Raw genomic sequence first — 23,149 nt, forward strand, 5'->3', positions numbered from 1 at the left:
GCCGTATAGCCAGGCACTTATCGGTATACTCTGCGCCAGAGCGCGTCAGCCACTAGACTTGGTCTGAAAAAGTAGATGCACGATGGGTCGCAGTCGACAAATGGCAGCCGGCCATATGCCCGATACGGCACCGCAACCTTGGTGCACGCGCCAAGGCGTGCAACGCGGCTTTGTTATGGCTTTTGGGGGCGCCGAACTTGATCCGCGTGTGATCCGGTTCTGTGCGCACGGATACTTATAGGGCCTGATATGCGGTTTCGCATTGCTTTTCCAGTGGCGCTTGCCATTGCCTTGTTGTTGGTGTGGTTGCTCGGCAGTGTGCTCACGCCGTTTTTGATCGCCGGCGCGTTCGCTTATCTGTTCGATCCGCTGGTGGATCGATTGGAACGTCTTGGCGCGAGGCGAACGCTCAGTGTGAGCGTGGTATTCGTGCTGGCGATTGCCATACTCGTCGTGGCTGCGTTTTTGATCGTGCCAGCGATCAAGAGCCAGTTGGCGACACTCATACATAACTTGCCACGCTATGTGGATCAGATACGACGCGTCATCCAGCCGTTGGTTGTCGATGTTTGGCCGGGTGTGGCGGATTTCGATGTCCACGCCGCACAGCAGTTGTTGACCAAGCACTGGTCCAGCGCCGGTGGTGCGGCGTCGGCATTGGCCGGTCAACTGTTTTCATCCGGTACGGCGTTGCTTGCGGTTCTGATGAATCTGTTATTGACGCCGGTGATTTTGTTTTATCTGCTGCGTGACTGGGATCGTCTCGTCCAATGGATCGGCGACCAGATTCCACGTCCCTGGCTGCCGACCTGCCAGCGATTAGCCCGCGAGATCGATAAGAAGCTCGGACATTTCGTGCGTGGTCAACTGCTGGTCATGGTTATTCTCGGCTGTCTTTATGCGTTGGGGCTCTGGCTTTCTGGGTTGAATCTCGCACTGGTGATTGGCTTTGGCGCGGGGCTGGTGAGTTTCGTGCCGTACCTCGGTGTGATTAGCGGGTTGCTGGTCGCCAGTGTTGCGATGTTGGTACAGACCGGTGACCCATCTGCACTGATCTGGGTGGCGGTCGTTTTCGCTGTGGGCCAGATCCTGGAACAAGTCGTTCTCCAGCCTTTGTTACTCGGTGAAGCGATCGGTCTGCATCCGGTCTGGGTGATTTTTGCTGTTCTGGCCGGCGGTCAGTTATTTGGTTTCGTTGGTGTGCTGATCGCATTGCCCGTGGCGTCAGCGGTCTCGGTTCTTGGCCGCTTCGGCGCTGAGCGTTGGCGGGGCAGCCAGCTATATAACAACGTCTCCGAGTGATTCGGCAACCGGGCAAGCCGCCCAGCCAGTTTGGTGTGGTGAATCAATGACCATTCGGCAATTACCCCTCGATATCGAGCTGCCGCAGTCGGCCACGCTGGCCGGCTTTGTCGGACCGACGAATTTCAGTGTTCGAGCCGCGGTTGCCGAACTTGTCGATGTGCGCGGGCAACGACTGTTTCTGCATGGTCCTGAGGCTTCCGGCAAGAGCCATTTGTTGCAAGCGGCTTGCCGTGCGGTTAGTGCCAATGGTGGCCGCGCTGTCTACTTGCCGCTGACGCAGTTTGGTCGCGATGCCGCCGATGTGGTCTCGGGGCTGGGGGAGATGGATCTCGTCTGCGTTGATGATATTGCGACGGTGGGCGGCCAGCGCGATACCGAAATTGCGTTTGTCGGTTTGGCCGATATGCTTCAGGCCCGCGGTGGCCGCTTGCTCACCGCCGACCGTGAGCCACCCGCATCATTGAACCTGGCACTGGCCGATCTCGCGAGTCGACTGGCTGCGGGTGGCATACAGGCGACTGCTAGCCTCAATGATACGGATAAACAAGCGTTGCTCATCGCCCGCGCGGCGCAGCGCGGTATCACACTTTCGTCGGCTACCGCGGATTGGTTGCTCAATCATGGGCCGCGCGATATTTCCAGCTTGATTGGAGCACTCGACCGGCTCGGCGAAGCATCGCTTAGCGCTAAGCGACGGATTACGATCCCGTTTGCCAAGCGGGTTCTGGCAGAGATGCCTTAATGGCGATGGACAAGGGTGGTTGTCGGTCGCTGGCCAGGAAACGTGCGGTGCTGTCGTCGTGAATTGGCATGCCGCAGTGGTGCTGGTTGCCCGATCTAGTCGTGACTAGACGACCCGGCGTGGACATATCAACAAACCAGACGCGCGCCTGAAAATGGCTTCTCGCCCCGTCGCTGAGTGCGTGGTTGGGTACAACGGCGGCGTTAGCGGCCTGCGGGGTAAGCTGGTGTGCCCAGGCAAATGGCCATCGCAAGTGCGGCGACGCGTGCCGCCGCACCAGTCTCAGCCACGAATGCGTGCCCGCACGGCGTCGATGTCGAAGGTGATATCGTCGGCCTCGGTTCCTTGTCGGTTCTTGTATTCGAGGGTGCCGGCAGCTAATCCGCGTGCCGAGACGACCACACGGTGTGGTACGCCGATCAGCTCGGTGTCGGCAAACATGGGGCCGGGTCGCAGGCCGCGATCATCCAACGCTACGTCGATGCCGTCGGTGAGACAGGTTTGGTATAGATTTTCGGCTGCTTCGGCAACCGCTGGATCGCGGTCGGCGCCGATCGGACAAATGACCAGCTCGAATGGCGCCATCGCCGCCGGCCAGCAAATGCCGGCGTTATCGTGGCACTGTTCGATAGCCGCGGCGACAAGCCGTGAGACCCCGATGCCGTAACATCCCATTGGTGGATGGACGTTATTGCCGTCGGCGTCGGGTACGCTGAGGTTCAGCGCGCGCGAATATTTATCACCGAGCTGAAATACGTGGCCGACTTCGATCCCGCGCATAATATTGATTTCGCCCGTGGCGTCCGGAGCTGTGTCGCCCGCCACGACGTTGCGCAGGTCCGCGACGAGTGGCTCGTCGGCGTCGCGGGCCCAGTTGAAGCCGGTCAAGTGAGCGCCGTCAATGTTAGCGCCGACCACCAGATCCGCGCTTGCGGCCACGCTCTGGTCGGCAATGACGGTCCCTTCGAAGCCGACCGGGCCGAGTGACCCCGCAGCGGCGCCGAATGCCGTCTGGATCGTATCGCGTGAAGCGAACGCCAACGGGGTGGCCACGGCGGGATGGCGCTCGGCCTTGAGCTCGTTGAGGTTGTGGTCGCCGCGTAGTGTCAGAAGCACGGGGTCGCCATCGGTGCCATCAACGACGATCGCCTTGACCGTGTTCTCGGCGGGTACGTTCAGCGCACGGCATAGATCGGCGATCGTCGCTACGTTCGGTGTGTTGACCTGTTGCAACGCCGCGACTGGCGCTGGCCGCGGCGTGGTGGGTGGTGCCACGTCCGCGGTTTCGACGTTGGCAGCGTATCCGCCGGCGCTGGCGACTGCGAGTTCATCCTCGCCGGAGTCGGCCAGAATATGGAATTCTTCCGATTTCGAGCCGCCGATCGCGCCCGAGTCGGCGGCGACGACGCGGTAATCTAGCGCGAGCTGGTCGAGGATCCGCCGATAGGTCGCCGCCATGTTGTGGTATTCATGGTCCAGACTCGCGTCGTCGATATGGAATGAATAGGCGTCTTTCATGACGAATTCGCGCGCCCGCATCAGACCGAAGCGTGGGCGAATTTCGTCCCGGAACTTGGTCTGTATCTGGTAATAGTTGACCGGCAACTGGCGGTAGCTTTCCAGATCGCGTTTGACGAAGTCGACGACGACTTCCTCGTGGGTTGGGCCGAAACAATAGTCGCGTTCGGCTCGGTCGCGGATGCGCAGCATCAATCCGCCCATCTCGTCCCAGCGGCCGGATTCGTGCCAGAGATCGGCTGGCTGGACGGCAGGCATGAGGATTTCGAGCGCGCCCGCTGCGTCCATTTCGCTGCGCACGACGGCTTCGACACGGCGTAGGACACGCATGCCAATTGGGGTCCAGGTGTAGAGGCCAGCACTTAGGCGTCGAATCATGCCCGCGCGCAGCATCAACTGGTGCGAGACGATTTCGGCTTCGGCCGGGGTTTCGCGCGTGGTGGTCAGGGCTAGTTTTTGTAGGCGCATAGGCAGTGTTTCCGAGCGAGACCGAATTCTACAAAAAACACCGCATACAGGTTGCACGACGAAGGGCAGTAACGGTGTGTAGTTGGTCGAATATGGTTGTTTTTGTTCAATTCGATACGCGCAGTTTGACTTCCACAAAGCCGTGTTCGCCGAGCCGCCATGCGCGCATCACGTCGGCGGGCGACTGGGTGGGCGAGATGATCAGTGTGAAGGCATCCGGATAGCCGACGCCCGCGCGATCGGCCGCGCTTGGCTCGGCTGGTTGATCAGGGTGGCTGTGATAAACCGCGAGAAGCCGAGAGCCGGCGTGACGCATCGACTTGAAAGCCGCGATCTGGTCGCGTGCGTCGAGCGTGAATGCGCGCGCCGGATCGGGATGGACGTTGGCGATTGGATAAATCGTATCCTGGTGGTTGCCCTCACGCGCGATCACGCCGCAGATTTCAACCAACGGTTGCGCATTGGCGGCGTTAAGGAGCTCGTGCGTGGTCGATGGTGACAGCTTGAGTGTTTCCATGATCCGCTCAAGATCGGGCAGAACGCGTGCCTGCTTCGCAGCGCGGCGCGATCTGCGGCATAAGCAGACGGTGGCTGCGCCAACGCAGGTGAGTGTAAGCGTGCGTTATCCAGTTCAACGCCATGAGGCCGCATTCGAAAGTGGCTGCGATTGGCATCGGCTATGCCGGCCAAATGGCGGGTGACGTAGCACGCTCACCTGTAGATTTGGATGGGCGTGCCTTTTGGGACCAGCCGCCAGATCTCGTTGATGGCCTTATTTGAAACAGCGATGCAGCCGTGGGTCCAGTCGCCGCTACGCTTTTGCGTACTGTAATCCGGCTGGCCGTGAATCATGATGTTCTTGCCGGGATCGAAGCCGTGTTTACGGGCGTGGGCGCGGTCGGCCGCATTCGGATACGAGATGTGAAGCGACAGGTGAAAGCGGCTGTCGGGATTGCGCCAGTCGATGATATAGGCGCCGACCGGTGTTTTATCGTCGCCGCTTCGACGCTTGGTGCCGACTGGATCGAGCCCGAGTCCGATCGGATAACTGTCGATCACGATGCCATCGCGGTATAGGTACAACTCGCGCTGCGATTTCATCACGACCACGCGATCCACCTGCTCGGCGCCGTTTTCGAATCGGGCGGGATCGGTGGTCGCTGGCACCACGCTGGCATAAAGTGAGAGCACGGCGAAAAAAAGCGTGGTGACCAGTACTCGGCCGTGCGCTATAGCGCGGGCGAAAAAACGGGGTGGCAAGAGCGGGGTGTCGGCGGTCATGATCCTCTTGCGGCGTGTTATGGGGCCATGTTACTTATAACCAAGCTGGCACTAAATACAAGAACAACATGCATGCCACGTCAAGTAAGCCGAGCTGCGCGCAGGGTGTGAAGCGCCTTGCCGGCATTGAGACAGACGCTGAACTCTATAGTAGCGATTTAGGTTGCGGCTAAGCGTATTACTCGATCTTGGTCGAGTCGTATAATACGTCCATTATTGCCACGTCCTAAAGCGGCGCAGCTAGCGTTATACGCTACATGCGTTAGTAAACCAATGGAGTCAGTATGAAACCAATCCCCGCCACAATTATCAAAGGCGACGGCGTTGGCCCGTCGATCGTCGATTCGGCACTGCGGGTGCTTGATGCACTGGATATCGAGCTGCAATACGAATATGCCGATGTCGGTAAGGCCGCGTTGGACGCTGGTGCCAGCGATCCGGTGCCGCAATCGGCGGTGGATTCGATCGAGCGCACTGGGTTGGTATTGAAAGGGCCGGTGACGACGCCAGTCGGTGAAGGTTACAGCTCCGTCAACGTAGCACTGCGTAAACGCTTCAACCTATTCGCCAACGTCCGGCCGACACTGTCGCTGCCGGGCGCCCAATCGCGCTTCGAGAATCTCGACATTATTACGGTGCGCGAGAACACAGGGGGTATGTATTCCGGTGAAGGGCAAACAGTGACCGACGATGGCAATCGCGCCGAAGCGCTGTCGGTGGTCACGCGTGAACAGTCTGAACACATCATCCGCTTCGCCTTCGAGTTGGCGCGTGAACGTGGCCGTAAGAAAGTGACCCTCGCGCACAAGGCCAACATCATGAAGACGACCTCGGGGCTTTTCCTGCGTGTCGGCCGTGAAATCGCCGAGCAATATCCGGACATCGAATACGACGATGTCATCGTCGACGCGTGTGCCATGAAATTGGCGATGACGCCGGAAAACTTTGACGTGATTGTGACCACCAACTTGTTCGGGGACATCCTGTCGGATCTTTGCGCTGGTCTTGTCGGCGGATTGGGTTTGGCGCCAGGCGCGAATATCGGTGACGACTGCGCGATGTTCGAGGCTGTGCACGGCAGTGCACCGGATATAGCAGGCCAGAATATCGCGAATCCGACTTCAGTCATTCTGGCGGCTGCACTCATGCTTGATCATCTGAATGAGCACCAGAACGCCCAGCGTATTCGCACTGCCGTGCGCGGTGTGATTGCCGACCATGACCGCGTTACGCCGGATTTGGGCGGCCAAGGTACAACCGAGAGCTATACCGACGCTGTGGTGGAGCGCCTGCAGCAGGATTAGCCGTTTTTCCAGAAGCGGCCAGGAAGTGAAGCGTCGCGGTTTGCGTTGTATTTAGTTACGCCATGTGTGGTCGGTTGCCGGGACGGGATCGTTGAGCCGCGCCGCGTTAGCGGTCGCGGCTGTGGCTGCCGCTCTGGGAGGGTGCGGTGGCCCCTGGAATAGCCCGTAGCCGGATCCTGAAGCCGCGACGGATACGCTCTATACAACATTCAAAACACCGCCGCACCACCTCGGTCCCGCACGCTCAGAGCGAGTGCGCGGCCCGTTATCCGGCGGCGAGGACGATGAGCGACGGTTCGACCGTCCGTTGTTTTTTATACTGACGACACCTAAGCCAGGTTGATTCGTATAGCACTTGCCGCTTTCACGGTTTGCGTGAAAGCGGCACAAATAACTGGGCGAGGTAGAGTTGGTGGCTCTGGTTTGGTTGGCATGCCGTACTTCGCTTAGGCACTAGGACCTTGGACAAGGTGAGTGCTTTCGTTTGACAGCTGGTAGATATACTGTGAATGCGTGCTGGCGATGTCATTCGGCAGCATCGGTTCCGCGTCCGGATGCAGCCCGTGAGTACAGCGTCTGAAGCCATGCTGGAGCCCGCGACCACGGTCGCGGCTGTGGATCTGGGATCCAATAGCTTTCACTTAGTGGTGGCACGCGCCGTGGGCGGCGAGCTGCACGTGGTGGATCGCATCAAGGAATCGGTGCGTTTGGCAGCAGGCCTCGACGAAGACCGCTGTCTATCGCAAGCTGCCAGCGAACGGGCGCTGGATTGCCTGGCGCGTTTTGGGCAGCGCCTGCAACATTTACCACGCGGTCGGGTGCGTGCGGTGGGCACGAATACCCTGCGGCGCGCACACGGACTGGATGATTTTCTGGAGCGCGCCGAAGCCGCGCTCGGCCATCCCATCGACATTATCTACGGAGCCGAGGAAGCGCGCCTGATCTACGGTGGCGTGGTCCAGGATCTCGGCGAAGATTGGCCGCGTCGGCTGGTTGTGGATATTGGCGGGGGGTCTACCGAGTTGATCGTGGGCGAGCTCGCCGAACCCAGCGCCATGGAAAGTGTCTCCTTGGGCGCGGTGGTGCACACCTGCCAGCATTTCCCGGATGGCGAGATCACCGAGCCGCGTTGGCAGGCCGCCGTGCTGGCTGCGCAGGTGGCGCTGGAGCCGCTGGCCAGGCGCTATCGCGAGGCTGGCTGGGACGTGGCCTTGGGTGCGTCCGGGAGTGTCAAGGCGATCCGCGATGTCTGCGTCCAGGCCGGATGGACGGAGATGGTGCTCACGCCCGATGTGCTTCGCAAGCTGGCCAAGGCAATCTGCCAGGCCGGACATGTCGACAAGCTGGATTTCGGCGGCCTTTCGGCAGACCGTCGGCCCATTTTTGTGGGCGGTGCGGCGATTCTCACGGCTGTTTTTGAAAGCCTGGATGTGGCCGCCATGTCGGTTTCCGACAAGGCGTTGCGCGAAGGGGTGCTGCTGGATCTGCTCGGTCGGCTGGCGCAAAACGATGTGCGCGAGGCGAGTGTAGCCGCGGCCGGCCGTCGGTTTAGCGTGGACACGGCGCATGCTGAACGGGTTGCCGAGACCGCACAGCGATTGCTGGCCGATGCCAGTGACTGGATCGAGGATACGGCCGCATCGGATTTGTTGCGCTGGGCTGCCCTGCTGCATGAGGTTGGGCTGGTGATCGCCCACAAGGGGTATCACAGGCATGGCGAATACATCGTGCGCAATGCCGACCTACAGGGTTTCTCGCAGACCGAACAGACCGTTCTTGCGGCGCTGCTTCGGCTGCATCACGGCAAGTTTGGTCGCAGCGCGTTGGCGGCGTTGCCTTCAACGTATCAGGACACCACCGAGCGGCTCGCGGTGCTGCTGCGTTTGGCTGTTTTGCTGCACCGGGGCCGCTCTCCCCATGAGCAGCCGCCAGTTCATCTAATCATCGACAAATCATGTTTAACGCTGACATTCGACGACGGCTGGCTCGAGCGTCATCCCCTGACGCGTGAGGATTTGGCGCGCGAGTGCGAGCGCCTCAAACGCGTCAATTACACATTGCGCGTCGACGGATAGCCGGAGTCGCTGGTGGCTGCGTCACTACGGTGTCGGGGGCGCCATCAAGCGTCACTGGGCGGCCAATGGCCGCGTTCGGTTGGTTAGGAGGGATCCGCTGCGAAGCCATCGGCTGGCGCTATGGCGAGCGTGGCTCTCTTACGATCCGTGAGGTCCGCTTTTGTCTCGACCTGTGTAAAGCCGCCTCGTTGCAATGCCGTGCCCACGCCTTCGGCTTGCCACGGTGCGTGTTCGAGCATCAATAAGCCGCCAGGGGCGAGTGCGTTTGGCGCTGTCGCAATGATCTGGGTTAATGCGGCGTTGCCTGAGTCCGCGGCGATCAACGCCTGGTCTGGTTCCGCCGCAACCGCGGGGTCAGTGAGATGTGGGTCGCCGGGGGCAACGTACGGCGGATTGGCGATTACAGCGTTGAATTGCTGGCCGGCGACTGCGTCAAACCAGTCGCCGATGACAAACTCGATGTTGCTCGCGTTGTTGCGGGATGCGTTGTGTCGCGCTGTTTCAACGGCATGCGAGCTGATGTCGGTGGCGGTGATCTGCCAGCTTGGGCGTTCATGGGCTAGCGCGATCGCGATGGCGCCGCTGCCGGTGCCGAGGTCAGCGATGCGTAGTGGTTGATCGGCGGCCAGGCGTGCCAATGCAGTTTCGACAAGTAGTTCGGTCTCGGGGCGTGGAATCAGCACGTGACGATTGACCGTCAAAGTCTGACGCCAGAACCCGGCATCGCCGAGTAAATAGGCAAGTGGCGCACCGCGTGCGCGGCGTTCGAGCAGGGTTTCCAGGCGTGAGCGGGACGCTTGGTCAACGGCTTGGTCGCCGTGGGCAATCATGTGAGTGGTCGTCATGCCGGTGACTGAGGCCAATAATCGAAACGCTTCCAGCCGCGGTGCGTCGCTTGTTGTTTCAAGCCGTGCCGTGGTGTTTTCGATCAAGCCATTGATCGAGTCGGCATATGCGCTGTCGCCAGGCGGCGTCGTGTAATTCACTCGGCGCCGAGCGTGGCCAGTTGGTCGGCCTGATGTTCGCTGGTCAACGCGTTGATGACTTCGTCCAGCTCGCCTTCGATCACGCCTTCAAGCCGGTAGAGCGTGAGGTTGATGCGGTGGTCGGTCATCCGGCTCTGCGGGAAGTTATAGGTGCGGATGCGTTCGGAACGGTCGCCGCTGCCGACGAGTTGGCGGCGTTGTGCGGCCTGTTCGTTGGCTTGTTTGTCCTGTTCTGCGGTCAGCAATTTGGTTCGCAATAGCTTCATCGCACGCTCGCGGTTTTTATGCTGCGAACGTTCCTGCTGACATTCGACCACCACGCCAGTCGGCTGGTGCGTTATGCGGACAGCCGAGTCGGTAGTGTTGACATGCTGGCCGCCAGCGCCGGCGGCGCGGTAGGTGTCGACCCGTAACTCATTGGCCTCGATGTTGATGTCATTAATCTCATCTTGTTCCGGCAGAACAGCGACTGTGCAGGTCGAGGTGTGGATGCGGCCTTGTGATTCGGTGGTGGGCACGCGCTGGACGCGGTGCGCGCCGGATTCGAACTTGAGCTTCGAGTACGCGCCGTTGCCGATCACCCGCGAAATAATCTCTTTATAGCCACCTTGTTCGCCGGGACTGGCGGATAATAGTTCGACTTGCCAGCCTTCGCGTTCGGCATAGCTCGAATACATGCGTAGCAAATCGCCGGCGAACAGGGCGGCTTCGTCGCCACCAGCGCCGGCGCGTATTTCGAGGTAGACGTTGGCGTCGTCGTTGGGGTCGGTTGGGATCAGGTGGGTTTTTAGTTTGTCTTCCAGATCGGCCAGACGTTGACGCGCACCCGGGAGTTCGTCGTCGGCCATGGATCGGAGTTCGCTATCCGCGCTTTCGGTCATGGCGGCCAGGTCGTCGACTTCGGCGGCTAGTGAGCGCCAACTGCTGTAATCAGCTGCGACCGATTCCAGGCGCGCGTATTCCTTCGAGAGTTTGCGGAGCTGCTCGGCATCGCCGGCAATCTCCGGTTGCGCAAGTAGGTGTGAGAGCTCCTCGTGGCGTTCGATGAGCTCGTCGAGCTTATGGCGTAGCGTGGGTGTCATCGACCGGCCGAGTTGCCCCGTGTTGCTCGATTCGCGCCGGCATCGATGTCGAATAGCTCTTCCGCTGGTCGCAGCAGCCGTTGACGGTCGTGATCAGAAGCTTTTCTGAGTGCCACGGTAGGCGCGTGGATCAGGCGGTTGGTTAGTGTGTTGCCGAGATAATCGATTACGGCTTCCGGCGATTCGCCACGTGCAAGCCGTCGTTTAGCGCGGGCGATGACGTCGTCACGTGTCTGGTGCGCGTTTTCGCGGAGTGCGCGTATGGTATCGGTGGCCTGGCGGGAGTCCACCCACTCGAGATATTGCTCGGCGCGGTCGCGGATCATCGCGTCGGCGGCCTGTGCGGCGTCTTGCCGCGCTTGATAATTATCGTCGATCACTTCCTGTAGATCGTCGATCGACCATAAATGGACGTGGTCCAGCGCCCCCGCCGCCGGGTCGATGTCCCGTGGCACGGCGAGATCGAGCACGAAAATTGGCTTGTTCTGCCGCGCATGTATCGCGCTTTCAATCGTGTCAGCGCCGATGATTGGATCCGAGGCTGCCGTTGAACTAATCAACAGATCGGCTTCGGTCACGGCCTGATCGACCGCTTCGAAATCTACGGTTTGGCCGCCGAATCGTTCGGTCAGGGCCTCAGCGCGCTCGCGGTTGCGGTTGGCGAATGTAAAGTCGGTTAGACCGATATCGGCGAGATAGCGAGCGATCAGCTCAATGTTATCGCCGGCGCCCACAAGCAGCACGCGTTGTGCCGCCAGGTCCGGAAAAACATGGCCTGCGAGCTGGGCGCTCGTGTAGGCCACGGAAACGGGATTAGCGCCGATGTCGGTTGCCGTCCGGATATATTTGGCGGCCGAGAAACTGTGTTCGAACAGGCGCGTAATAACCGGGCCGACACCGTCGAACCGACGCGCGTTTTCCAGCGCCTGCTTCATCTGGCCGAGTATTTGCGATTCGCCGACCACCAGCGAGTCCAGACCCGCGGCGACGCGCAGGCTGTGCACGACGGTTTCCCGATCGCTCAGCCGGTAGAAGTAGTCGCTGTAGCAACTGTAATCGAGGCCGCGGAAGTCGCACAGCCATTCGGCGAGATCCACATCGGCCGGCGTGTTGGCTGCGGCGTAGATCTCAGTGCGATTACAGGTCGAGAGCACGACCGCCTCATCCACGCTGGTCCGCGCCAGCAAATCACTGAGTGCTGGGCTGAATTCGTCGGCTCCGAGTGCGACAGACTCGCGCACTGAAAGCGGGGCGCTATGATGGCTTATACCGGTACTTACTAGCGACATTGATGTATTCTACCGCGGTTGGCCAAAGGCGACATTAGAGTCCGCGCTATTATTACGTATTCCAATGGTTGGATCGTGACTTCGCGTGTTCAACCCCCGCTTTACCACCTTGCAATATTGTTGGTCGCCGCGATGCTCGGCGGCTGCGCAGTCATACATAAACCGCCCGAGCAACAGGCCGGTGTGGCTGATTCGGCGGCATGGCAGGCGCATAAGCAAGCCGTCGGGCAGCTGGATCGCTGGGCGCTTCAGGGGCGCGTAGCCTCAGGTAAGTTGCTGGGGTGGACAGGCAATCTCAATTGGCGCCAACGCGGCCAGCATTTTGCAGTGCGCTTGGCTGGTCCGCTTGGGGCAGGTGGGCTGCGCGCCAATGGCACGTTGAAACGTGTACAAGTGCGCACCCCAAAGCGCCGTTTCACGACGCGCCATCCCGATGCGATGGCCAAGCGCACGCTCGGGTTCGCGTTCCCGCTCAGCGCGCTCCGCTACTGGGCGCGTGGATTACCGGCGCCGGGCGATTACAAAAACATAAGCGTCAGCACCGACGGTAAACTGCAATCGCTGCGCCAGAATGGTTGGCATGTGGCCTATATGGACTACACCACGGTTAATGACACCGTAAAGCTACCGAAACGCGTCGTATTGGAAAATGGCGACAATCGCCTGCGGCTCGTTGTCGACCGTTGGTTCAATGTCGAGTCGGCTGGCGATGCATCCAGCCAGCGTGATTCGAAAACGACAGGTGGTGCGGGCTGACCAGGTGCCCGTAAAAGGCTTGCGCAACGGCTCATCCAGCGTTGCCGAGCGTATCGGTGGGATTAGCTGGGCGCATTTCGTCAACGACGGGGCAGCCAATTTTTTGCCCGGCGTGTTGCCGGTAATACTGGTCGAACTCAATTTCTCGGCTGGCCTGGCTGGCTCGATTATGGCGGCCCTCTTGATCGGGCAGGGGTTGCAGCCATTCATTGGGCTACTCGCTGACCGTATTGGCGGCCGCAGCCTGATGATTGCCGGTATTGTTGGCACCGCGTTTGGTGCAGCTCTCGTGGCTTTGGCCCAAAGTGTGCTCGTACTGGTGATCGCGCTATTGATCATTGGCGTGTTCAATGCGGTATTCCACCCGCAGATGCTGGCTGCGACACGCCAAATTGCCGCCAAGAGGGCGGCGGGCGCGATGTCGGTCGTGCTGGTCGGTGGCGAGATTGGCCGTGGCGTGTGGCCGGCGTTGGCCAGCGCTATTCTGGTAGCCTTCGGCCGGGAGTCTCTGGTCGTGTTGGCGGCACCGGGCGTGATGACCGCATTGTTGCTGCTGCGCTGGGCGCCGAAGCTTGAGCCGCAGCGCAAGGCCACTCGCATCGACTGGCGCACACATGCCGGGCCGCTCGGTGCGCTGGTCGCATTCTGTGCGCTGCGCGCGCTGGTTAATTTCGTGTTGATCACATTCCTGCCGCTAGTCTGGCATCAACATGGCGGTAACATGACCACCGGCGCGAGTCTGATCACCGTGCTCTATGTGGTCGGTGTTGTCGGTAACCTCGGTGGTGGCTGGCTGGGTGATCGTATCGGCAGACGAGCACTTCTCGTCACGTCGATGCTGGTGCTGCTGATCGCCACGGCGTTAATCCCGCTGATCAGTGGCATCGCATTCTGGCTGGCAATCGCGATCGCTGGAGTATGTTTATTCGCGACGCTGCCACTGACCGTGTTGATCGGCCAGGACTTCGTGCCCGAGGCGCGCGCATTTGGCTCGGGCATCGCGCTCGGTATGGCCAATGCTATCGGCGCGCTCGGGTTGTTGATCGTGAGTCCGCTGGCCGATATGTTCAGTGTCGAAACGCCGATGTGGATAGCTTGCGGGGCCGCTGCGATCGCGCTGGTGCTCGCGCTGAGCATGCCTTTACCGTCGCATCTGCGCGACAACCCCGCGTCGTAAGCCTGTTTTGGCCAGCTTTGGCAGCATGCGAATGCGCCCGCTACTCGTTGCAGTGGCAGCGTTTATTGCATGCCGAGCAGTGTGAATATCTGTATTTGGGATTGACGTTGTGCTGTGTGCGCTGGAAAATTTCGCACTCACCGCAGCATTGATACTTATTGGGGCGTAGCCAAGTGGTAAGGCATCGGGTTTTGATCCCGTGTACCGCAGGTTCGAATCCTGCCGCCCCAGCCAAAAATCGTGCACACGCTGCCCGCCATAAAGGTCGTTGATGATCGACTCGGGACTCATGGTCTTTACCGGCAACGCCAATCCGGCGTTGGCGCGCGAAGTTGCTGGCTATCTCAATCGGCCGCTGGGCCAGGCCAGCGTCGGGTCGTTTTCCGACGGCGAAGCGTATGTGCAGATCGAGGAAAACGTCCGTGGCCGTGACGTTTTCGTCGTACAGTCGACTTGCGAGCCGACCAACGACAACCTCATGGAGTTGCTGATGCTCATCGATGCGCTGCATCGCGCATCAGCGGGGCGTGTTACGGCCGTTATTCCTTATTTTGGCTATGCGCGCCAAGATCGGCGCCCGCGTTCGGCGCGTGTTCCGATCTCGGCCAAGGTTGTCGCGAATATGCTGGCGACCGTGCGCACCGATCGTGTATTAACGGTCGATATCCATGCCGACCAGATCCAAGGGTTTTTCGACATGCCCATGGATAATGTCTATGCCTCGCCGGTGCTCGTCGGCGACATCTGGCGGCAGAACAGCGGTGACGATCTCACCGTGGTTTCGCCCGACGTTGGCGGCGTGGTACGCGCTCGGGCTTTAGCCAAGCGGCTGGACGAGGCCGATCTGGCCATTATCGACAAGCGTCGGCCGAAGGCCAATAACGCCGAAGTCATGAACATCATCGGCGATGTCGACGGCAAACGATGTATCATTGTCGATGATCTGGTCGATACCGCGGGGACGCTCTGCCAGGCTGCTGGTGCGCTGAAAAAACGCGGCGCGACCGAGGTCAAGGCCTACATCACCCATCCCGTGCTCTCAGGTAAGGCGGTTGACAACATCAATGGCTCCGAACTCGATGAGATGGTGGTCACGGATACAATTCCGCTATCGGAGCCGGCTGAGGCGTCGGATCGGATCCGCCAGTTGCCGATTGCGGCACTGCTCGCCGAAACCATTCGCCGGATCAGTAGCGACGAGTCGGTTTCCACGCTTTACGTCGACTGAGCGCAGGGCGCTGCTCACTACGGGCGCCCCGCGACCTGGCTGCTTTGGCGTCGAGTTGGGATTAAACGCCCATTCGGCTCAAGATACGGGTCGCAAATTTTGGTTAAAGACGAATTAACGCGTTACACTAACGCGTTTTACAACAGCGCACGAAGCTGCGCGATACGCGCTGCTCGCTTGGACTAGGGTCAGGTCATGGACGAATTCGAACTGGAGGCAAAACCTCGAACAGAAACCGGGCGCGGTCCGAATCGGCGCCTGCGGCGTAGCGGCTGGGTGCCGGCGATCATCTACGGCGGCAATGGCGAGCCGTCCAAGATCGCGCTCGAGCAAGATGATCTTTGCCATCATCTCGAAAACGAAGCGTTTTTCTCGCACGTCATCCGCATCAAGATTGAAGGCGGTAAAAGCGAGGACGCGATCCTGCGCGATCTACAGCGCCACCCGGCGCGGCCGTTCGTCGAGCACGCGGACTTCCAGCGCGTCGTGGCGAATCAGCCGTTGCGCATGGGCGTGCCGTTGCATTTCGCGGGTGCCGAAGAATGTCCGGGCGTAGTCGAGGAAAACGGCATCGTTGAGCATAACCTCAATGAAGTTGAAATCGAGTGCTTGCCACGGCATTTGCCGGAATACATCGAAGTTGATTGCCACAACTTGAACGTCAACGACACGGTGCATTTGAGCGAGTTGACCATGCCCGCCAATGTCACGCTTGTTGCGCTGATGGGCGAAACCGACGAGGACGAAGAGAGTTCTCGGGATCAAAGTGTGGTCACGGTTAGCCTGCCGCGCGCTGAAGTCGAGACGCAAACCGAGGAAGAAGCGGAAGGCGAATCGGCGGACGCCGAGCAGCAAGGCGACAGCGAGCAAGACAGCGACAAGGAATAGAAACGCCGCGGATCGTCGGTCACAAAACTCGTCTCGACGATGGCCGAAGGGATTCGTGCTGTTCTAGCGCTGGGTAATCCGGGTGCCGGGCATGCAGCCGACCGTCACAATGTGGGCTTCTGGTTTGCCGATGAGCTGGCCAGCCAAGAGCGCGTCGATTTTTCGCGCGAGAAGCGCTTCAAGGCGGAGCTGGCGCGCCTGGGGGTCCAGGATGCGACTGCATGGTTGGCCAAGCCTTGGACTTATATGAACCACGTGGGTGAGAGCGCCGCTGCACTCGCGCGTTTCCATAAGCTGTCGGCTGCCCAGATATTGGTTGTCCACGATGAGTTGGATCTACCGCCGGGCACCGCTCGATTCAAAGCGGGCGGTGGCCATGGTGGGCATAACGGGCTGCGTGATGTGACTCGCGTTCTGGGTGTGGATTTCAAGCGTCTGCGTATCGGGATCGGCCATCCCGGTCATATGGATGCCGTGGTCGGTCATGTGTTGAGCAAGCCGGGCAAATCCGAGCGTGCGGCCATTGATGAATCGATCGAACGGTCGGTCGATGCAGTCAACGTGTTGCTGGCTGACGGTTGGGATCGCGCGGCACAAAAACTGAATTCTGCGAACTAAATATGGCGTTACAAGCCGGCATCGTGGGTCTGCCGAACGTAGGCAAATCAACGCTTTTCAATGCATTGACCGCCGCTGCTATTCCGGCGGAGAACTATCCGTTTTGCACTATCGACCCGAACGTTGGTGTGGTCAGCGTGCCGGACGAGCGGCTTGGTCAGCTTGCCGAAATCGCCAACCCGGCGGCAATCGTGCCGACCACCGTCGAGTTCGTGGATATTGCCGGCCTGGTCGCCGGCGCGGCGGATGGTGAAGGGCTGGGCAATCAGTTTCTAGCTAATATCCGTGAAACCGACGCCATTATCCATGTCGTGCGCTGTTTTGAGGACGACGACGTCATGCACGTTTCCGGTCGTGTCGATCCTGTTGGCGACGTTCAGACCATTGATACCGAATTGGCGCTGGCGGATTTGGCGACCGTAGAACGTGGTCTTAAGCGGGTGGAAAAAGCCGCGCGCTCCGGCGACAAGGACGCCAAACGACAACTGGATGTGTTTACCCGCGCCTACGAGCATTTGGATAGCGGCGCGCCGATCCGTTCGCTAACGCTGGACGATGATGAACGCGCCGCGCTGGCTGAACTGCACTTGATTACCGCCAAGCCGGCCTTGTTTGTTGCCAACGTCGACGAGGGCGGCTTCGTGAATAATCCAGCGCTGGATCGGCTCCAGGCCCATGCCGATGAGCAGGGTGCGCCGGTGGTCGCGGTTTGCGCTGCGCTTGAGGGCGAACTGGCGCAACTCGACGCCGACGACCAGCAAGCGTTTCTGGCCGATCTCGGTCAACAGGAGCCGGGGCTGAATCGAGTCATTCGGTCGACCTACCGTCTGCTCGGTCTACAGACGTTTTTCACAGCGGGGCCGGAGGAAGTCCGTGCCTGGCCGGTTCCGGTCGGCGCTACTGCGCCACAGGCAGCAGGCGTCATCCACTCGGATTTCGAGCGTGGCTTTATCCGTGCCGAAGTTACCGAGTTAGAAGACTATGTCCGGCTCGGTGGAGACAAGGGCGCCCGAGAAGCGGGGCGTCAACGCCTCGAAGGCAAGACCTATGTGGTCGCCGATGGCGATGTTGTCCATTTTCGGTTTAACGTCTGAAGTCTTGACAGCGCGAGGCTTGCGCCAGATCATATTGCGCTTTACGGCTATGTAGCTCAGGGGTTAGAGCACAGCATTCATAATGCTGGTGTCGCTGGTTCGATTCCAGCCATAGCCACCACTTTTCAGGGTTATGAAGCATGTGGATTCGCTACGTAGTAAATGCGTAGTACAAATTCACTTCACAACCCGCAGCATTGGCTGCAATACGAAAAAGGCCGGGCATTTGCCCGGCCTTTTTTATGCGTGCTAAGTGCGACTCGGGATATGGTCGCCGGTGATCATCTCCCGGTACGTCTTGCCGGGGCCGACCATCGGGTAGACGCCGGCATCCGGGTCGACTTGAACTTCCAGAAACGCCGGACCGTCGAAGTCGAGGAACGCCTCGATGGTCGCCTCCAGCTCCAAGGGGTCGTTTATCCGGCGTGCAAAGTTGAAGCCATCGGCTTCCGCCGCTTTGACGAAGTCTTTTTTGTGCAGTGACTTATCCGATGCCGATAGCCGGCCCTGGAAAAACAGCTTTTGCCACTGCTTAACCATGCCATCGCCGTTGTTGTTGAGTACCAGGATCTTGACGGGGCAGTTATAAGTCGTGGCCGTTTCCAATTCGCCGCTGGTCATACGGATCGAGGCGTCGCCGTCGATGTCGATGACCTGACGACGAGGCTGTGCAAACGCTGCACCGATAGCTGCCGGTAGCCCGAAGCCCATAGTGCCCATCGACCCCGACGTCAGCCACAGACGTGGCTCGCGGAAATCGAAGTACTGCGCCGACCACATCTGATGCTGACCGACGCCGGTTGCGATGACGGCTTCGCCGCCGGTCCGACGGTTGATCGCTTCGATGACCGCCTGCGGCTGGATGTACTCGCGGTCGCGGGCGTAGTCCATCGCGTAGGTGCTGCGCAGGTTGGCTATATGGTCGTGCCAGGCGGCGGGCGCGGCGTTGATACGCTGTCTCTGCCCGTAGTCGGTCAAACGTTTCAATGAGTCCGAGAATAGGCCGACGTGGTGCCAATCCACTGACTTGACCTTGTTGATCTCCGAGGCGTCGGCATCTAGATGCGCCACCGCCTGTGCCGACGGCGCGAATTCCGATGGCACACCGGCCACGCGGTCATCGAAACGGGCGCCGATGGCGATCAGCAGGTCGCAGTCTTCGACCGCATAGTTGGCGTAGGCCGTGCCATGCATCCCGAGCATGTGTAAGCTTAAGTCATCGGTCGTGTCCATCGTTCCGATGCCCATGAGCGTGGTAACGACTGGGATCCCGAACGTGTGCGCGAAGTCGCGAAGCGCCTGGCTCGCATCGGCGTTAACCACGCCGCCGCCGGCGTAAATCAGTGGCCGCTGGCTGGTGGCGAACAGATCGAAGAATGTCTGGCACTTATTGTCGTCGAGCTGGTTATCCCTAAGCGCTTGCATGCGCTGACGGTAGCCGGGCACAGGCAGCACGCCGCTGCCGCGGAAGATGTTTTGCTGGGTCTGCACATCCTTGGGGACATCGATGACCACCGGGCCCGGTCGGCCCGAGCGCGCGATCTCGAAAGCAGTGCGCACCGTGGCTTCGAGTTGATCCGGGTCGGTGACCATGAAAACGTGCTTGGAGACCGGGCTCATCAGGTTGGTGACTGGCGCCTCCTGGAAGGCATCGGTGCCAATGGCTGCACGCGCGACCTGGCCGGTAATCAATACCATCGCGACTGAGTCAGCCATGCAGTCGCGCACCGGTGTCACGGCGTTGGTCGCCCCGGGGCCGGAGGTAACAATCGCTGTGCCGACTTCGCCGCTAGCGCGCGCGTAGCCGGCTGCCATGAAACCAGCGCCTTGCTCGTTGGCGGGCACCACGAGCGGCATGGAGTCGTCGTGCGATTCGTTATAGCGGAAAATGGCGTCGTAGGTCGGCAGAATCGCGCCGCCGGAGTAGCCGAATACCGTCTTTACACCTTCGTCAGCCAGCACCTGTACAATAATATCTGCGCCCGCGAGGGTGCGGCCGGCGACCGGGTGAGGTTGTTCGACGATGGGTTCGACGGTTTCGGACATCGTGTGTTGATTCCGGTTGACAAACGGGCTTTTCATTATATCGCATGCACGGATTCGCGACTTGGCTTGTTCGGGGTGCGAGGCACCGGATAAGGCCTTTGGCCGGCGGCGTCAGTGACGCCAAGGTTGAATAAAAGGCGATTGAAGCGTAATTTTGTCGGCTTATCTTGATGTTGCCTGAGGCCAGCCCGCCCATGCGCCATATATTGTCGATACTGATGGCTAACGAGTCGGGCGCGCTCGTGCGCGTGGCCGGTATGTTCGCCCAACGTGGGTTCAACATCGAGAATCTGAATGTCGCGCCGACCGACAACGATGCAATGTCGCGACTGACGTTGGTAACCCGCGGCAGTGAGGCTGTGGTTGATCAGATTGTTCGGCAAACGCAAAAACTCGTTGACGTAATCGACGTACAGAACATGACCGCCGTTGACCATACGGAACTTGAAGTTGCGTTGGTCAAGATCCGTTCGGATATCGATCAGGAGAATCTGAACACGGTGCTAGGCGAGGTCGATGTACATAGCGTCGACACAACCGATGATCGACGGATGCTTCGTTTTCTAGGCACCGGTGACGAGTTGACTGCATTGATTGAACAACTAGGCGACGCGCGGATGCTCGAAGAACACGTCCGCAGTGGCGCCGTTACTCTGGCGCGCGGTGCCGAGCTGTTGCACAAGACCAACGACCGTTCGATTGACAAGACGATTGTCGAATAACGCCCAATCAACTGGAGAATCAGACCATGGCGATGACCGTTTTCTACGATAAGGACGCCGACCTCGAACTGATCAAACGCAAGAAGGTCGCGATCATTGGCTACGGCTCACAAGGCCATGCCCATGCCAATAACTTGAAGGAATCCGGTGTCGACGTTGTAGTTGGTCTGCGCACGGGTTCTGGCTCGGCCGCCAAGGCGGAACGCGCCGGTTTGCAGGTAGCGCCCATCGAGGACGCCGTGGCCGCTGCCGATCTCGTCATGCTGCTGACGCCCGACGAGCATCAGGTTGATGTCTACCAGAATCAGATTGAACCCAATCTCCCGAATGGCGCCACCGTTGGTTTCGCGCACGGTTTCAATATCCACTATCAGCTGATTGAGCCGCGTCCGGATGTCAACATCGTGATGATCGCGCCCAAGGGGCCGGGACATTTGGTGCGCTCGACGTACGAATCCGGGCGTGGCGTGCCGAGCCTGATCGCGGTGTATCAGGATGCCGCCGGGCAGGCCAAGGACCTGTCGCTGGCCTACGCGGTGGCCATCGGCGCAGGCCGGGCCGGGGTAATTGAGACCAGTTTCCAGGCCGAGACCGAAACCGACCTGTTTGGTGAACAGTCGGTGCTCTGTGGCGGTATGATGTCACTGATCCAGGCCGGCTACGAGACGCTGGTGGAAGCCGGTTATGAACCCGAAATGGCGTATTTCGAGTGCCTGCACGAAGTCAAACTGATCGTGGACCTGATCTACGAAGGCGGTATCGCTAACATGCGTTACTCGATCTCGAACACCGCCGAATACGGTGACATCACGCGCGGCAAACGCTTGGTCAACGAGGATACGCGTGCCGAAATGCGTAACATCCTCGAAGAGATCCAGAGCGGCTCGTTCGCGCGTGAATTTATTGCTGAGCACCAATCCGGTAGCCCAATGCTCAAGGCGGGTCGTCGGCGCGCGGCCGACAGCCAGATCGAGCAGGTTGGCGAGAAACTACGCGGCATGATGCCGTGGATCGCGGCCGACCGGGTCGTGGATCAGTCGCGGAACTAGCGCGGCGCTGGCTCGGTCGCGCGTCGTGGCCATGCAACGTAAAACGCTGTTCCGGATTGTGCCGGAAGGCTGGATTGTGTTGGCAGCGCTCCTGGCGTTGCTGGTGCTGATCCAGTCGTTTTTGTCGATCTGGTGGGTGTTGCCATTGGCGATATTAATCGCCGGTGTCGCCGCCTATTGTCATGATACGCCGCGTCATGTTCCGGCCGAGCCACTGGCTGTGGTTGCGCCGGTGGATGGTCGTGTCATCGAGACGGGGCGTGCCGAAGATCCGTTTTTGAATCGCGCAGCGATACGGATCTCGATCCGTGTGAGCTGGTGGTCAACGTATCTCATGCGTTCCCCGGTCGAAGGCACGGTGCTGGAATTGGCCGGCGAAGTTGTGGCGCGCGAAGGCGCGGTGGCGTCCTGGATACGGACCGACGAAGGCGACGAGCTGATCATGGCCGTGGTGCGCGGCAGCCTGTTTGGCTGCCACCCGTGCCGTGGTGACTACGGCGAGCGCGTCGGTCAGGGCCGCTGTTGTGGCACGCGGCGTTTGTCACGGCGGGTTGATCTCTACTTGCCACTCGGCACCCGTGCCGATGTCGAACCGGGGATGCGCGTTCGTGCCGGTGCCAGCGTGCTCGCCAAACTGGTGCACAAGCAACGCCGTGCGCGGCCGGCGGCGACGCCGGCGGCCGTTGCGGGCGCCGCGGGCTGAGCGGGCGTGCACGACCACGATCCGGATGCGCCCACGCAACGACGTCGGCGCGGTATTTATCTGCTGCCGAATCTGTTTACCACCGGCACCCTGTTTGCCGGTTTCTACGCCATTATCGCCGCAACGCAGGACTATTTCACGGTTGCCTCGATCGCTATTTTCGTAGCCATGCTTACCGACATGCTCGATGGGCGTGTCGCGCGTTGGACGCGCGCCGAAACTGATTTCGGTATTCAGTTCGATAGCCTGGCCGATTTAGTGGCTTTCGGCATGGCGAGTTCGCTTGTGGCATTCATGTTCAGTTTGGATGCCTTGGCACAAACCAGTGATGTGGCCGGCAAGTTGGGCTGGTTGGCGGCGTTTTTCTATATTGCATCGGCCGCGCTCCGCTTGGCGCGTTTCAATATTGCTCGCGGTGCGCCGACGGAAAAGAATCATTTCGTTGGCTTGCCGAGTCCGGCAGCGGCCGGCGTACTGGTCGGCTTTGTCTGGGTGATGACGCGCATGGGGGTCAGCGGTGACCAAGTCGTCGTGCCGGTGTTTGGCCTCACGGTGGCTACCGGCGCCCTCATGGTCTCGAATGTGCGCTATCGCAGTTTCAAAAAGCTAAGCACCCGCCGCCGTGTGCCGTTTCATTACGTGCTTGCCATGGTGGGTGTGTTCGTTCTGATCGTCTTGTTCCCGCCGTTTGTTCTGTTCGCCGCGTTTTTTGGTTTCGCCCTCTCGGGACCTGTCGAGGCGATCCTTCGGCGTCGGCACATACGGCGAAACTAGCGCGTGTGTTGACCTTGGCTAATGCCAAACAGCTTCGTTTGAGC

Annotated in this window: 21 protein-coding genes and 2 tRNA genes; 16 read left to right on the forward strand and 7 right to left on the reverse strand. The window is 60.0% G+C overall.

Features of this window, described 5'->3' with window-relative positions; translation table 11 throughout:
* Positions 1–249: 249 nt before the first annotated feature.
* Together HKX41_09645 and hda are read left to right on the forward strand one after the other, a co-directional pair.
* Positions 250–1,302 carry an AI-2E family transporter gene (locus HKX41_09645; GenBank protein ID NNC24407.1) on the forward strand — a complete coding sequence of 351 codons (1,053 nt, stop codon included), beginning with the start codon at positions 250–252 and terminating at the stop codon, positions 1,300–1,302.
* A 46-nt stretch (positions 1,303–1,348) separates the two neighbouring features.
* Positions 1,349–2,047: a DnaA regulatory inactivator Hda gene (gene hda, locus HKX41_09650; protein ID NNC24408.1), complete on the forward strand. Its 699-nt coding sequence runs from the start codon at positions 1,349–1,351 to the stop codon at positions 2,045–2,047.
* Positions 2,048–2,329: 282 nt separating this feature from the next.
* On the opposite strand, the gene HKX41_09655 is transcribed toward hda, so the two are convergent.
* From HKX41_09655 to HKX41_09665, 3 genes are all read right to left on the reverse strand, one after another.
* A complete protein-coding gene (locus tag HKX41_09655; GenBank protein ID NNC24409.1) occupies positions 2,330–4,033 on the reverse strand; it encodes a proline--tRNA ligase in 1,704 nt (567 codons plus the stop codon).
* 106 nt (positions 4,034–4,139) lie between these two features.
* Positions 4,140–4,550: a M67 family metallopeptidase gene (locus HKX41_09660; protein ID NNC24410.1), complete on the reverse strand. Its 411-nt coding sequence runs from the start codon at positions 4,548–4,550 to the stop codon at positions 4,140–4,142.
* Positions 4,551–4,744: 194 nt separating this feature from the next.
* Positions 4,745–5,314 carry a L,D-transpeptidase family protein gene (locus tag HKX41_09665; protein ID NNC24411.1) on the reverse strand — a complete coding sequence of 190 codons (570 nt, stop codon included), beginning with the start codon at positions 5,312–5,314 and terminating at the stop codon, positions 4,745–4,747.
* Positions 5,315–5,598: 284 nt separating this feature from the next.
* Between HKX41_09665 and HKX41_09670 the strand changes: the two genes are divergently transcribed.
* Together HKX41_09670 and HKX41_09675 are read left to right on the forward strand one after the other, a co-directional pair.
* Positions 5,599–6,618 carry an isocitrate dehydrogenase gene (locus HKX41_09670; protein NNC24412.1) on the forward strand — a complete coding sequence of 340 codons (1,020 nt, stop codon included), beginning with the start codon at positions 5,599–5,601 and terminating at the stop codon, positions 6,616–6,618.
* Between the two features lie 584 nt (positions 6,619–7,202).
* The gene (locus HKX41_09675) at positions 7,203–8,693 is read left to right on the forward strand and encodes a Ppx/GppA family phosphatase (GenBank protein NNC24413.1); all 1,491 of its coding nucleotides are present in this window, start codon (positions 7,203–7,205) and stop codon (positions 8,691–8,693) included.
* Positions 8,694–8,776: 83 nt separating this feature from the next.
* On the opposite strand, the gene prmC is transcribed toward HKX41_09675, so the two are convergent.
* The 3 genes from prmC to HKX41_09690 are packed head-to-tail and all read right to left on the reverse strand — an operon-like array spanning position 8,777 to position 12,050.
* Positions 8,777–9,679 carry a peptide chain release factor N(5)-glutamine methyltransferase gene (gene prmC, locus HKX41_09680; protein NNC24414.1) on the reverse strand — a complete coding sequence of 301 codons (903 nt, stop codon included), beginning with the start codon at positions 9,677–9,679 and terminating at the stop codon, positions 8,777–8,779.
* Positions 9,676–10,761, reverse strand: coding sequence for a peptide chain release factor 1 (prfA, locus tag HKX41_09685; protein ID NNC24415.1), 1,086 nt, complete (start codon positions 10,759–10,761; stop codon positions 9,676–9,678). The genes prmC and prfA overlap by 4 nt, the downstream gene beginning before the upstream one ends.
* On the reverse strand, positions 10,758–12,050 hold the full coding sequence (locus HKX41_09690; protein ID NNC24416.1) for a glutamyl-tRNA reductase: 1,293 nt from the start codon (positions 12,048–12,050) through the stop codon (positions 10,758–10,760). Before HKX41_09690 ends, prfA begins: the two co-directional genes overlap by 4 nt.
* A gap of 75 nt (positions 12,051–12,125) precedes the next feature.
* Here HKX41_09690 and lolB point away from each other — a divergent pair, with 75 nt between their 5' ends.
* From lolB to HKX41_09730, 8 genes are all read left to right on the forward strand, one after another.
* Positions 12,126–12,806, forward strand: a complete 681-nt coding sequence (lolB, locus tag HKX41_09695; protein ID NNC24417.1) for an outer membrane lipoprotein LolB — start codon at positions 12,126–12,128, stop codon at positions 12,804–12,806.
* Positions 12,760–13,983 carry an MFS transporter gene (locus HKX41_09700; GenBank protein NNC24418.1) on the forward strand — a complete coding sequence of 408 codons (1,224 nt, stop codon included), beginning with the start codon at positions 12,760–12,762 and terminating at the stop codon, positions 13,981–13,983. Before lolB ends, HKX41_09700 begins: the two co-directional genes overlap by 47 nt.
* Before the next feature lie 159 nt (positions 13,984–14,142).
* Positions 14,143–14,217: transfer RNA gene (locus HKX41_09705), tRNA-Gln, on the forward strand.
* Positions 14,218–14,254: 37 nt separating this feature from the next.
* Positions 14,255–15,211 (forward strand): ribose-phosphate diphosphokinase, encoded by a 957-nt coding sequence (locus HKX41_09710; GenBank protein ID NNC24419.1) that lies wholly within the window; start codon positions 14,255–14,257, stop codon positions 15,209–15,211.
* A 195-nt stretch (positions 15,212–15,406) separates the two neighbouring features.
* Positions 15,407–16,099: a 50S ribosomal protein L25/general stress protein Ctc gene (locus HKX41_09715; protein NNC24420.1), complete on the forward strand. Its 693-nt coding sequence runs from the start codon at positions 15,407–15,409 to the stop codon at positions 16,097–16,099.
* A 39-nt stretch (positions 16,100–16,138) separates the two neighbouring features.
* Positions 16,139–16,717 (forward strand): aminoacyl-tRNA hydrolase, encoded by a 579-nt coding sequence (gene pth / locus HKX41_09720; protein NNC24421.1) that lies wholly within the window; start codon positions 16,139–16,141, stop codon positions 16,715–16,717.
* A gap of 2 nt (positions 16,718–16,719) precedes the next feature.
* Positions 16,720–17,811, forward strand: a complete 1,092-nt coding sequence (ychF, locus tag HKX41_09725) for a redox-regulated ATPase YchF (GenBank protein ID NNC24422.1) — start codon at positions 16,720–16,722, stop codon at positions 17,809–17,811.
* 45 nt (positions 17,812–17,856) lie between these two features.
* Positions 17,857–17,932, forward strand: a tRNA-Met gene (locus HKX41_09730).
* A gap of 128 nt (positions 17,933–18,060) precedes the next feature.
* On the opposite strand, the gene ilvB is transcribed toward HKX41_09730, so the two are convergent.
* Positions 18,061–19,857: a biosynthetic-type acetolactate synthase large subunit gene (gene ilvB, locus HKX41_09735; protein ID NNC24423.1), complete on the reverse strand. Its 1,797-nt coding sequence runs from the start codon at positions 19,855–19,857 to the stop codon at positions 18,061–18,063.
* A 218-nt stretch (positions 19,858–20,075) separates the two neighbouring features.
* On the opposite strand from ilvB, the gene ilvN reads away from it, so the two are divergent.
* The 4 genes from ilvN to HKX41_09755 are packed head-to-tail and all read left to right on the forward strand — an operon-like array spanning position 20,076 to position 23,105.
* Positions 20,076–20,579, forward strand: a complete 504-nt coding sequence (ilvN, locus tag HKX41_09740) for an acetolactate synthase small subunit (GenBank protein NNC24424.1) — start codon at positions 20,076–20,078, stop codon at positions 20,577–20,579.
* Positions 20,580–20,611: 32 nt separating this feature from the next.
* A complete protein-coding gene (ilvC, locus tag HKX41_09745; protein ID NNC24425.1) occupies positions 20,612–21,628 on the forward strand; it encodes a ketol-acid reductoisomerase in 1,017 nt (338 codons plus the stop codon).
* Positions 21,629–21,659: 31 nt separating this feature from the next.
* Positions 21,660–22,331: a hypothetical protein gene (locus tag HKX41_09750; GenBank protein ID NNC24426.1), complete on the forward strand. Its 672-nt coding sequence runs from the start codon at positions 21,660–21,662 to the stop codon at positions 22,329–22,331.
* 6 nt (positions 22,332–22,337) lie between these two features.
* Positions 22,338–23,105, forward strand: a complete 768-nt coding sequence (locus HKX41_09755; protein ID NNC24427.1) for a phosphatidylcholine/phosphatidylserine synthase — start codon at positions 22,338–22,340, stop codon at positions 23,103–23,105.
* Positions 23,106–23,149 lie beyond the last annotated feature (44 nt).

This window comes from Salifodinibacter halophilus, assembly GCA_012999515.1.
In the GTDB taxonomy this organism is placed as follows: domain Bacteria; phylum Pseudomonadota; class Gammaproteobacteria; order Nevskiales; family Salinisphaeraceae; genus Salifodinibacter; species Salifodinibacter halophilus.

What these genes read in the sequence shown, in the direction of transcription:
- HKX41_09645 (NNC24407.1), top strand. Translation starts at nt 250, where the DNA reads ATGCGGTTTCGCATTGCTTTTCCAGTGGCGCTTGCCATTGCCTTGTTG.
- hda (NNC24408.1), top strand. Translation starts at nt 1,349, where the DNA reads ATGACCATTCGGCAATTACCCCTCGATATCGAGCTGCCGCAGTCGGCC.
- HKX41_09655 (NNC24409.1), bottom strand. Translation starts at nt 4,033, where the DNA reads ATGCGCCTACAAAAACTAGCCCTGACCACCACGCGCGAAACCCCGGCC.
- HKX41_09660 (NNC24410.1), bottom strand. Translation starts at nt 4,550, where the DNA reads ATGGAAACACTCAAGCTGTCACCATCGACCACGCACGAGCTCCTTAAC.
- HKX41_09665 (NNC24411.1), bottom strand. Translation starts at nt 5,314, where the DNA reads ATGACCGCCGACACCCCGCTCTTGCCACCCCGTTTTTTCGCCCGCGCT.
- HKX41_09670 (NNC24412.1), top strand. Translation starts at nt 5,599, where the DNA reads ATGAAACCAATCCCCGCCACAATTATCAAAGGCGACGGCGTTGGCCCG.
- HKX41_09675 (NNC24413.1), top strand. Translation starts at nt 7,203, where the DNA reads ATGCTGGAGCCCGCGACCACGGTCGCGGCTGTGGATCTGGGATCCAAT.
- prfA (NNC24415.1), bottom strand. Translation starts at nt 10,761, where the DNA reads ATGACACCCACGCTACGCCATAAGCTCGACGAGCTCATCGAACGCCAC.
- HKX41_09690 (NNC24416.1), bottom strand. Translation starts at nt 12,050, where the DNA reads ATGTCGCTAGTAAGTACCGGTATAAGCCATCATAGCGCCCCGCTTTCA.
- HKX41_09700 (NNC24418.1), top strand. Translation starts at nt 12,760, where the DNA reads ATGCATCCAGCCAGCGTGATTCGAAAACGACAGGTGGTGCGGGCTGAC.
- HKX41_09710 (NNC24419.1), top strand. Translation starts at nt 14,255, where the DNA reads ATGATCGACTCGGGACTCATGGTCTTTACCGGCAACGCCAATCCGGCG.
- HKX41_09715 (NNC24420.1), top strand. Translation starts at nt 15,407, where the DNA reads ATGGACGAATTCGAACTGGAGGCAAAACCTCGAACAGAAACCGGGCGC.
- pth (NNC24421.1), top strand. Translation starts at nt 16,139, where the DNA reads ATGGCCGAAGGGATTCGTGCTGTTCTAGCGCTGGGTAATCCGGGTGCC.
- ychF (NNC24422.1), top strand. Translation starts at nt 16,720, where the DNA reads ATGGCGTTACAAGCCGGCATCGTGGGTCTGCCGAACGTAGGCAAATCA.
- ilvB (NNC24423.1), bottom strand. Translation starts at nt 19,857, where the DNA reads ATGTCCGAAACCGTCGAACCCATCGTCGAACAACCTCACCCGGTCGCC.
- ilvN (NNC24424.1), top strand. Translation starts at nt 20,076, where the DNA reads ATGGCTAACGAGTCGGGCGCGCTCGTGCGCGTGGCCGGTATGTTCGCC.
- ilvC (NNC24425.1), top strand. Translation starts at nt 20,612, where the DNA reads ATGACCGTTTTCTACGATAAGGACGCCGACCTCGAACTGATCAAACGC.
- HKX41_09750 (NNC24426.1), top strand. Translation starts at nt 21,660, where the DNA reads ATGCAACGTAAAACGCTGTTCCGGATTGTGCCGGAAGGCTGGATTGTG.